The sequence below is a fragment of the Sphingomonas sp. genome, from assembly GCF_035490575.1.
Lineage (GTDB): Bacteria > Pseudomonadota > Alphaproteobacteria > Sphingomonadales > Sphingomonadaceae > Sphingomonas.
This window is the reverse complement of the sequence record NZ_DATJLI010000187.1, coordinates 1-9,409: the sequence shown is the minus strand read 5'-3', so window position 1 is coordinate 9,409 and position 9,409 is coordinate 1. Positions and strand designations below refer to the sequence as shown.

Annotated in this window: 7 protein-coding genes and 1 tRNA gene; 6 read left to right on the top strand and 2 right to left on the bottom strand. The window is 65.0% G+C overall.

All coding sequences use genetic code 11. The features are described 5' to 3' along the window. A tRNA-Leu gene (locus tag VL973_RS14145) sits at positions 1-87 on the bottom strand. Between the two features lie 160 nt (positions 88-247). On the opposite strand from VL973_RS14145, the gene VL973_RS14140 reads away from it, so the two are divergent. The 6 genes from VL973_RS14140 to gltB all read left to right on the top strand — a co-directional run bounded on the left by VL973_RS14140 (position 248) and on the right by gltB (position 8,901). Continuing rightward, positions 248-1,186: a complex I NDUFA9 subunit family protein gene (locus tag VL973_RS14140; RefSeq protein WP_325284669.1), complete on the top strand. Its 939-nt coding sequence runs from the start codon at positions 248-250 to the stop codon at positions 1,184-1,186. A gap of 35 nt (positions 1,187-1,221) precedes the next feature. Beyond that, positions 1,222-2,022, top strand: coding sequence for an undecaprenyl-diphosphate phosphatase (locus tag VL973_RS14135; RefSeq protein WP_325284668.1), 801 nt, complete (start codon positions 1,222-1,224; stop codon positions 2,020-2,022). Between the two features lie 159 nt (positions 2,023-2,181). Then, positions 2,182-3,624: an NAD(P)-dependent oxidoreductase gene (locus VL973_RS14130; protein ID WP_325284667.1), complete on the top strand. Its 1,443-nt coding sequence runs from the start codon at positions 2,182-2,184 to the stop codon at positions 3,622-3,624. Further along, positions 3,621-3,917, top strand: a complete 297-nt coding sequence (locus tag VL973_RS14125; protein ID WP_325284666.1) for a hypothetical protein — start codon at positions 3,621-3,623, stop codon at positions 3,915-3,917. The genes VL973_RS14130 and VL973_RS14125 overlap by 4 nt, the downstream gene beginning before the upstream one ends. Next, positions 3,914-4,384, top strand: coding sequence for a HepT-like ribonuclease domain-containing protein (locus VL973_RS14120; RefSeq protein WP_325284665.1), 471 nt, complete (start codon positions 3,914-3,916; stop codon positions 4,382-4,384). Before VL973_RS14125 ends, VL973_RS14120 begins: the two co-directional genes overlap by 4 nt. Continuing rightward, positions 4,381-8,901 (top strand): glutamate synthase large subunit, encoded by a 4,521-nt coding sequence (gene gltB, locus VL973_RS14115; RefSeq protein WP_325284664.1) that lies wholly within the window; start codon positions 4,381-4,383, stop codon positions 8,899-8,901. Before VL973_RS14120 ends, gltB begins: the two co-directional genes overlap by 4 nt. 4 nt (positions 8,902-8,905) lie before the next feature. Here the strand turns inward: gltB and VL973_RS14110 are convergent. After that, a partial coding sequence (locus VL973_RS14110; RefSeq protein WP_325284663.1) for a hypothetical protein occupies positions 8,906-9,409 on the bottom strand: 504 nt, incomplete at its 5' end.

The following is a 9,409-nucleotide window of genomic DNA, read 5'->3' as shown; positions in this document are numbered from 1 at the left end:
TGGTGCCCAGAAGAGGACTCGAACCTCCACGCCCTTGCGAGCGCCAGCACCTGAAGCTGGTGCGTCTACCAATTCCGCCATCTGGGCACGGGGTAGGCCGGTGCCTCTAGTGGCGGGTTGCCGGGCTTGTCAACGACAATTTTGACAAAAAAATGAACGCGGTCATGGGGCGGTTTTGCGCGGCTTGCCGTTTGGCGTCCTATTGGGCATTGGCGGTATCAACGGCTGGAAACGGACAGGGCGCATCATGCGGGACAAGCTCATCACCCTCTTTGGCGGCGGCGGCTTTGTGGGCCGTTATGTCGCGCAGGAATTGCTGGCGACGGGCGCGCGCGTTCGCATCGCTCAGCGCGACCCGCGGCGCGCCTTTTTTCTCAAACCGCTGGGCGGCCTGGGCCAGACACAGTTCGTCGCTGCTGACGTGACGCGTCCTGACACGATCGCACGCGCGATCGATGGCAGCGACGGTGTCGTCAATCTGGTCGGCACCTTTACCGATTATGAGCGCATCCAGGTCGACGGTGCGCGGCTGGTGGCACAGGCGGCGGCGGCAGCCGGCGCAGGGCGGTTCGTTCACATTTCGGCGATCGGCGCCGACGCGGAATCGCCCTCGCGCTATGGCCGGACCAAGGCGCAGGGCGAAGCGGCGGTTCGCGACGCATTGTCCGGCGCCACTATCGTGCGTCCGTCGGTGGTGTTCGGGCGCGAGGATCAATTCATCAATCGCTTTGCCGGCCTGATCGCCAGCCCGCTGCCCGTCGTCCCGGTGCTGAAGCCCGATGCCAGATTCCAGCCGGTGCACGTTGTCGATGTCGCGCGTGCGGTCGTGGCGGCGCTGACCGATCCGCTGGCGCATGGCGGGCAGACTTATGAGCTGGGCGGGCCGGATGTCATGACGATGCTCGACCTGCACCACTGGATCGCGCAGGCGACGGGGCGTGACAAGACGTTCGCGCCGCTGCCCGATGCCGTAGGTTCGGCGATCGCCAGCATGGGCTTCCTGCCCGGTGCGCCGATCACGCGCGACCAGTGGCTGATGCTCCAGCGCGACAATGTGGTCGCCGATGGGGCGCAGGGTTTTGACCGGCTGGGCATCATCCCGACCCCGCTGGGCGCGGTGGCGCCGGGCTGGATGGTGCTGTATCGGCGCCAGGGACGCTTCGGGCATAACCGGGCGCCGGCCTGACGCCATCATCGATTGGACGGTTCGCGGGGGAACGCATGAACGAGTTGCTGACGGTCCTCCTGCTCGGCGCGCTTGAGGGGCTGACCGAGTTTCTGCCGGTCTCATCGACCGGGCACCTGATCCTGGCGGGCGAGCTGCTGGGGTTCAACGACGACAGTTCGGTCGCGTTCAAGATCGCGATCCAGCTGGGCGCGATCCTGGCGGTCATCGTCGTTTACTGGCGGCGCTTCTGGTCGGTCGGCACGGGATTGATCGCGCGACAGCCCGCGGCCTGGCTGTTCACGCGCAACATTGTGCTGGGTTTCCTGCCGGCGCTGGTCATCGGTGTCATCGTCTATGACGCGGTGCGCGCGGCGATGCAGACGCCGGTGGTCGTCGCTGTCGCGCTGGTCGTCGGCGGGATCGCGATCCTGTTGATCGAGCGGATGGTGAAACGCGTCCGGTTCGAAACTGTCGAGGCGATGCCCGCCCGGACGGCCGGTTCGATCGGTCTGGTCCAGTGCCTGGCGATGTTGCCGGGCGTAAGCCGTTCGGGCGCGACGATCATGGGCGCGCTGTTGATGGGGGTCGAGCGCAAGACGGCGGCGGAGTTCAGCTTTTTCCTGGCGGTGCCGACGATGAGCGCGGCAACGGTCTATGCGCTGTGGAAGGATCGCGCGCTGTTGAGCCTCGACGACCTGAACATGATTGCCATCGGTTTCGCGATGGCGTTCATTGTCGCGCTGTTCGTGGTGAAGGCGTTCGTTGCGCTGGTGTCGCGCTATGGTTTTGCGCCCTTTGCCTGGTATCGCATTGTCGTTGGCGGAGCGGCGTTGATCTGGTTACTCTCCCGATAGGGCCGAAACGGGTCAACTATCGCGCTGAAGGAAAATTGCAAACCAGTTGCAATAAGCGTCGCGGAAAAAAAGGTAATTGAAGCTTACCTATTGCCCTGTTTGTGCGTGACAATGGTCACTGGCGTAATTATAGGCGCGTCCATGAAGGAAGGACGCACCATGACCGCCACCTTGAAGTTCGTGGACGTCGAACAGGATTTCCCGTCCAAGCGCGATGCCGATGACCGCAACCGGGACTTTCGCGAGATCGCCGATCGCTTTGCGCCACCCAAGGCCGGCGAGCAGGCGGGGCGCTGTTCGCAATGCGGCGTGCCTTATTGTTCGGTCCATTGCCCGCTGCACAACCATATTCCCGACTGGCTGCGGCTGACGGCGGAGGGCCGACTGCGCGAGGCTTACGAGCTGTCGAACAGCACGTCGACCATGCCCGAAATCTGTGGCCGCATCTGCCCGCAGGATCGTCTGTGCGAAGGCAATTGCGTCATCGAATTTTCAGGGCATGGCGCGGTCACGATCGGCTCGGTCGAAAAATACATCACCGATACCGCGTGGGAGGAAGGCTGGGTCGAGCCGCTGGTGCCGGGCCGTGCACGCGGCCAGTCGGTGGGTGTCGTCGGCGCGGGTCCGGCGGGGCTGAGCGCGGCGGAATATCTGCGCGTCGCCGGATATGACGTGCATGTCTATGACCGGCATGACCGCGCAGGCGGGCTGCTGACCTATGGCATCCCCGGTTTCAAGCTGGAAAAGCCCGTCGTCATGCGCCGGGTCGAGCGGTTGAAGGCGGGCGGAATCGTGTTTCACGAAGGGTTCGAGGTCGGCCGCGACGCGACGCTGGACGAACTGCGCGAGCGCCACGATGCGATCCTGATCGCCACCGGCGTCTACAAGCCGCGTGCGATCAAGGCGCCGGGCATCGGCTCGGCGGGCGTTGTCGATTCGCTCGATTTCCTGATCGCATCGAACCGCAAGAGCTTTGGCGACAGCGTGCCTGAATGGGATGATGGCCGCCTGAACGCGGCGGGGCGCGATGTCGTGGTCGTCGGCGGTGGCGATACCGCGATGGACTGCGTTCGCACTGCCATCCGCCAGGGCGCGAAATCGGTCAAATGCCTGTATCGTCGCGACCGGGCCAACATGCCCGGCAGCCAGCGCGAAGTCGCCAATGCCGAGGAAGAGGGCGTCGAATTCGTCTGGTTGTCCGCGCCCGAGGCGTTCGATACGGCGGCCGACGGTCAGGTTTCGGGCGTGCGGGTGACCCGGATGCGGCTGGGCGCGCCCGATGCCAGCGGCCGCCGCGCGCCCGAGCCGGACCCCGGCAACGAAATGGTGCTGGAGGCCGATCTGGTCATCAAGGCGCTGGGCTTCGACCCCGAGGATTTGCCGACGATGTTTGGCGCGCCCGAACTGGGTGTAAACCGCTGGGGCACGCTGCGCGTCGACAACAAGTCGATGATGACCAGCCTGGACGGCGTGTTCGCCGCCGGCGACATCGTGCGCGGGGCAAGCCTGGTCGTCTGGGCAATCCGCGACGGCCGCGACGTGTCCGACCGGATGCACGCCTGGCTGAAGGCGAAGGCGAGGGCACAGAAGGTGGCGGCGTGAGACTGTCGCCTGAATATGTGGCGGCGATCAAGGACGCGGCGGGCGAGGCGTTCGGCCAGACCGCGGTCGTCCGCCTGTTCGGCAGCCGTGTGCACGATGACCGGAAAGGCGGTGACATCGACCTGCATTTCGAGGTCGATCCCGGCCGTGGCACCGATGCGGAGGTTGAAACGTTCGAACAGCTTCTGTTCGCGCGGATCGATGAGCAGCGGGTCGACAAGATTTTTTCGGTTCGTGGTCAGCTAACTGCCCCGTTCGAGCAGATCGCCTATCGCGACGGGATCATTCTGTGACGCCGGAAGTCGCGATTCTACGCAAGCTGTCGACCGCGCTGGATTCGGTGCTGCACGGTGCCGACAGCGCGGCACGGATCATGGGACCGTTGCCGGACACTGCGGCGGCTTTTGCGGGGCTGGATGATCTGCGCGGCACCGGCGCGCGTGCGCTGTTGAAGGCGGTCGAGCAGGCACAGGATATCCTCGCGCGGATGTTTCGGACCTATCTGCTGGCCGAGCAGATTGACCTGTCGACCATGACCGCGCGTGATATCGCCAACCGCATGGAAAAATACGGGCTGCTCGACAGTGCGGATCAATGGTCTGCGCTGGTGCGCCTGCGGAACCGGTTGGCGCATGAATATCCGGTCAGTCCCACCGAACAGCTTGAGCGTGTGACGGATGCCCTTGCCGCAGTCCCGCAGTTGCGGGGCATCCGTGATACCCTCGTTTCCAATCTTCATGCCAAGGGCTACGCGCCATGACACTCGAATCCGAACGTATCCGCCTGGCCACCGAAGGCATGTATCGCCCCGAGTTCGAAGGCGACGCTTGCGGCGTGGGCCTGGTCGCCGCGACCGATGGCAAGCCTTCACGCCGCGTCGTGCAGTCGGCGATCGACGCGCTGAAGGCCGTCTGGCACCGCGGCGCGGTCGATGCCGATGGCAAGACCGGTGATGGTGCCGGCATTCATGTCGACCTGCCGCACCGTTTTTTTGACGATGCGGTGATGGCCAGCGGCCACCGTGCGCTGCCCAACCGGCTGGCGGTGGGCATGGTGTTCCTGCCGCGCACCGATCTGGGCGCGCAGGAGACATGCCGCACGATCGTCGAGTCCGAAGTCATCAATGCCGGCTACACCATCTATGGCTGGCGGCAGGTGCCCGTCGACGTGTCGGTCATCGGCCAAAAGGCGCAGGCGACCCGGCCGGAAATCGAGCAGATCATGATCGCCGGCCCGCGGCCCGAAGAGCAGGACGAGGCCGAGTTCGAAAAGACGCTGTATCTGGTCCGTCGCCGGATCGAAAAGGCGATCGTCGCCGCGCAGATCACGGGCTTTTATATCTGCAGCCTGTCGTGCCGGTCGATCATCTACAAGGGGCTGTTCCTTGCCGAGAGCCTGAGCGAATTCTACCCTGACCTGAATGACGAGCGGTTCGAGAGCCGGGTCGCCATTTTTCATCAGCGCTATTCGACCAACACCTTTCCGCAATGGTGGCTGGCGCAGCCGTTCCGGTGCCTGGCGCATAATGGCGAGATCAACACGATCCGCGGTAACAAGAACTGGATGCTCAGCCACGAGATCAAGATGGCCAGCATCGCGTTCGGCGAGCATTCGGAGGATATCAAGCCGGTGATTCCGGCCGGCGCGTCGGACACGGCGGCGCTGGACGCGACGTTCGAGGCGATCTGTCGCGCGGGCCGCGATGCGCCGACCGCCAAGCTGATGCTGGTGCCGGAGGCATGGCAGGGCCGCGCCGACATGCCGCCCGCGCACCAGGCGATGTACACCTATCTCGCCAGCGTCATGGAACCGTGGGACGGGCCGGCCGCGCTGGCGATGACCGATGGCCGCTGGGTGGTTGCCGGGCTGGACCGCAATGCGCTGCGTCCGCTGCGCTATACGCACACCGCCGACGGGCTGCTGATCGTCGGGTCCGAGACGGGCATGGTGATGGTGCCCGAGACCAGCGTGATCGAGAAGGGTCGGCTGGGACCGGGTGAGATGATCGCGGTCGACCTGGACGAAGGGCGGCTGTTCCATGACCGGGAGATCAAGGACCGGATCGCGGGCGAGCATGATTATGCCGGGATGATCGGCAGCTATCTGTCGGTCGATGATCTGCCCGCTGTCGATGTCGCGCCGGTCGCGTTCGACCGGGCCGAACTCGCGCGGCGACAGGTTGCGGCGGGGCAGACGCTGGAGGATATGGAACTGATCCTGGCGCCCATGGTCGAAACGGCCAAGGAAGCGATCGGATCGATGGGCGACGACACGCCGCTGGCGGTCATCAGCGACAAACCGCGCCTTATCAGTCAGTTCTTCCGGCAGAACTTCAGTCAGGTGACGAATCCGCCGATCGACCCTTTACGCGAACGCCATGTGATGAGCCTGAAGACGCGCTTCGGCAATCTGGCGAACATTCTGGATGTGGAAGGTGCCAAGGGCCGGGTGCTGGTGCTCGAATCGCCGGTGCTGGTGGGCAGCGAATGGGCGCGGCTCAAGACCTATTTCGGCGATCAGGCCGCGGAACTCGACACCACGTTCGCCGCGGGCAGCGGGCAGGAGGGGCTTCGCGCCGCCATCACCCAGCTTCGCGCACAGGCCGAGCAGGCGGTGCGAGAGGGGCGGACCGAATTATTCCTGACCGACGAGCGGGTGGACGAGGACCGGGTCGCGATCCCCGGCGTGCTGGCGGCGGCGGCGGTGCATACGCATCTGGTCCGCCGGGGCCTGCGTTCCTATGCCAGCGTCAATGTCCGCACCGCCGAATGTCTGGACACCCATTATTTCGCGGTGCTGATCGGCGTGGGCGCGACGACCGTGAATGCCTATCTGTCCGAAGCGGCGATTGCCGACCGGCAGGGGCGCGGGCTGTTTGGCGACCTGTCGCTGGGCGATTGCCTCAAGCGTTATCGCAAGGCGATCGACGAGGGGCTGCTCAAGATCATGTCGAAGATGGGGATCGCGGTGATCTCCAGCTATCGCGGCGGCTATAATTTCGAGGCGGTGGGCCTGTCGCGCGCGCTGGTCGCGGACCTGTTTCCGGGGATGCCCGCCAAGATTTCAGGGGAGGGCTACGCCTCCCTCTATGTCAATGCCAGCGACCGCCACGCGGCGGCGTTCGATGCGGCGGTGACGACGTTGCCGATCGGCGGCTTTTATCGTCAGCGCCATTCGGGTGAGACGCACGCCTATTCGGCGCAACTGATGCACCTGCTTCAAACGTCGGTTTCGACCGACAGCTATTCGACCTATCTGCAATTCGCGCGCGGCGTGCGCGACCTGCCGCCGGTTTACCTGCGCGACCTGCTGGAGTTCAATTTCCCGCGTGAGGGTGTGGGTATCGATCAGGTCGAGGCGATCACCGAGATCCGCAAGCGCTTCATCACGCCGGGCATGTCGCTGGGCGCGCTCAGCCCCGAAGCGCATGAGACGCTTGCGATCGCCATGAACCGCATCGGCGCAAAGGCGGTGTCGGGCGAGGGGGGCGAGGACAAGGTCCGCTACACCCCTTATGAAAATGGCGACAACGCCAATTCGGTCATCAAGCAGGTGGCGTCAGGCCGGTTCGGCGTGACGGCGGAATATCTGAACGCCTGTGACGAGATCGAGATCAAGGTCGCACAGGGCGCAAAGCCGGGCGAGGGCGGGCAATTGCCCGGTTTCAAGGTGACGGAGTTCATCGCGCGGCTGCGTCATTCGACGCCGGGTGTCACGCTCATCAGCCCGCCGCCGCACCACGACATCTATTCGATCGAGGATCTGGCGCAGCTCATCTACGATCTGAAGCAGATCAATCCGCGCGCGCGGGTGTGCGTCAAGCTCGTCAGCTCGGCGGGGATCGGCACTGTCGCGGCGGGCGTGGCCAAGGCCCATGCCGATGTCATCCTGGTGTCCGGCCATGTCGGCGGCACCGGCGCATCCCCGCAGACCAGCATCAAATATGCCGGGACGCCGTGGGAAATGGGCCTGTCGGAAGTCAATCAGACACTGACGCTGAACGGCCTGCGCGGGCGCGTGAAGCTGAGGACGGATGGCGGCCTGAAAACCGGGCGCGATATCGTTATCGCCGCCATTCTGGGTGCTGAGGAGTTCGGCATCGGCACGCTGTCGCTGGTGGCGATGGGCTGCATCATGGTGCGCCAGTGCCATTCCAATACTTGCCCGGTCGGCGTGTGCACTCAGGACGAAAAGCTGCGCCAGAAGTTCGTCGGCACGCCAGAGAAGGTCATCAACCTGATGACCTTCATCGCGGAGGAAGTGCGCGAGATCCTGGCGCGGCTGGGCTGCACCAGCCTGGACGAAGTGATCGGCCGCACCGAATTGCTGCGTCAGGTCAGCCGCGGGGCCGAGCATCTGGACGATCTGGACCTGAACCCCATTCTGGCCAAGGTCGATGCCAGCGATGCGGAGCGCCGGTTCAGCCTGAACACCTTCCGCAACGACGTGCCCGACAGCCTCGACGCACAGATGATCAAGGACGCAGCGCCGGTGTTCGCGCGCGGGGAGAAGATGCAACTCACCTATTCGGTGCGGAACACTCACCGCGCGGTCGGCACGCGATTGTCGAGCGAGCTGACGCGCCGGTTCGGCATGTCCAAGCTGGCCGACGGCCACGTCCATGTTCGGCTGCGCGGCAGTGCGGGCCAGTCGCTGGGCGCGTTCCTGTGCAAGGGGGTGACGCTGGAAGTGTTCGGCGACGCCAATGATTATGTGGGCAAGGGTTTGTCGGGCGGGCACATCGTCGTGCGACCGATGGTGTCGTCGCCGCTGGCCAGCCACAAGAACACGATCATCGGCAACACCGTGCTGTATGGCGCGACATCGGGCGAGTTGTTCGCCGCGGGGCAGGCGGGTGAGCGCTTCGCCGTCCGCAATTCGGGCGCAAAGGTCGTGGTCGAGGGCTGCGGCGCCAATGGCTGCGAATATATGACGGGTGGTATCGCCGTCGTGCTGGGCGATGTCGGCACCAATTTCGGTGCGGGCATGACCGGCGGCATGGCGTTCATCTATGACCCTGACAACCGTTTCGCCGACCGCGCCAATGGTGAGAGCCTGACGTGGAACCGCCTGTCGTCGGTGCATTGGGAAACGGTGCTGCGCGACCTGGTTTCGGCCCATGCCGATGCGACCGACAGTAAATGGTCGCGCGGATTGATCGACGACTGGGACCGGGTGCGCGGCCATTTCTGGCAAGTCGTCCCGCGCGAGATGATCGACCGGCTGGAAGTGCCGATCGACGATCGCACCGCGCCGGAGTTCGTCGCGGCGGAATGATGGATCAGGCGGTGCGCGCGGCCTTGCGCCGACGCACCGCCAGCCAGCCGGTCGCGGCAAGGAAGGTAAGCACCGGCCACCCGCCATCGGTGACGAAGAGATAGGCAGCGCCGGTCGCGGCGTAACCCGCCAGTGTCGCAGCGTGCCAGCCGCGCGGCAGCCAAGGGTCGCGCCGCGCGATGCCGATCGCGAAAGCGGCAAGCGCCTGTGCGCCAAGCCACCAATAGGACGCATCCGCGCCGATTGATCCGAACAGCGGCAGCTTGACCGTGGCATAGCCGCGCATTGCATTGGGGAAGCAATCGGCGGCGAGGTGAAAGCCGATGCCCATGGCGACCGCAGGCGCGAGACCCCGTGTCGGTCGCCACGCGAACAGCGCCAGGGCGGGCAGGGCGCTGTGCGTCAAAGCGCTGCGATGCGCCAGGAACAACGTGAAATCCAGGTCGGGCAGCGTGGTCCCGGCGATGCAGGCCGCCAGCGCCGCAGCGAACCGCGCCATGTTCGATCC

Bases quoted from the DNA above. Each gene is read 5' to 3' on its own strand.
- VL973_RS14140 (WP_325284669.1), top strand. From the start codon at position 248: ATGCGGGACAAGCTCATCACCCTCTTTGGCGGCGGCGGCTTTGTGGGC.
- VL973_RS14135 (WP_325284668.1), top strand. From the start codon at position 1,222: ATGAACGAGTTGCTGACGGTCCTCCTGCTCGGCGCGCTTGAGGGGCTG.
- VL973_RS14130 (WP_325284667.1), top strand. From the start codon at position 2,182: ATGACCGCCACCTTGAAGTTCGTGGACGTCGAACAGGATTTCCCGTCC.
- gltB (WP_325284664.1), top strand. From the start codon at position 4,381: ATGACACTCGAATCCGAACGTATCCGCCTGGCCACCGAAGGCATGTAT.